This is a genomic window from Mesorhizobium sp. M7A.F.Ca.MR.148.00.0.0, assembly GCF_003997735.1.
GTDB lineage: Bacteria > Pseudomonadota > Alphaproteobacteria > Rhizobiales > Rhizobiaceae > Mesorhizobium.
The window spans coordinates 1-321 of the sequence record NZ_RZTB01000479.1 but is presented as its reverse complement, the minus strand read 5'-3'; the positions used below and the strand labels follow the sequence as shown (position 1 = coordinate 321).

Genomic DNA, 321 nt, shown 5'->3' with positions numbered 1-321 from the left:
CGGTGCCGCAGATCGCCGTCTTCTTGATCTTGATCAGCACGTCGTTGGGGCCGATTTCCGGCACCGGCACCTCTTCCATCCAGATGCCCGGTTCGGCCTTGGCCTTCACAAGCGCCTTCATCATGTTCGACATCAGGATTTCCCTATTCCGTGATTGCGCTTCTGGCGAGATAGCCTGCACAACGGGAAGGTAGGCCACTAACTCGTTTGAACGTCCGGAATGGTCAGCCCCGCCTGCTCGGCCTCGCGGCGCAAATTCTGACGGAGCCTGGGGCCGATCTGCTGGATCACCAATCCGGCTGCCAGTGAGCCAAGGTCGCC

The 321-nt window shown here is 60.4% G+C and carries 1 pseudogene; it reads right to left on the bottom strand.

The features are described from left to right. A pseudogene (gene tdh / locus EOB49_RS35015) lies at positions 1-133 on the bottom strand (L-threonine 3-dehydrogenase); the annotation flags it as partial. Positions 134-321: the final 188 nt, after the last annotated feature.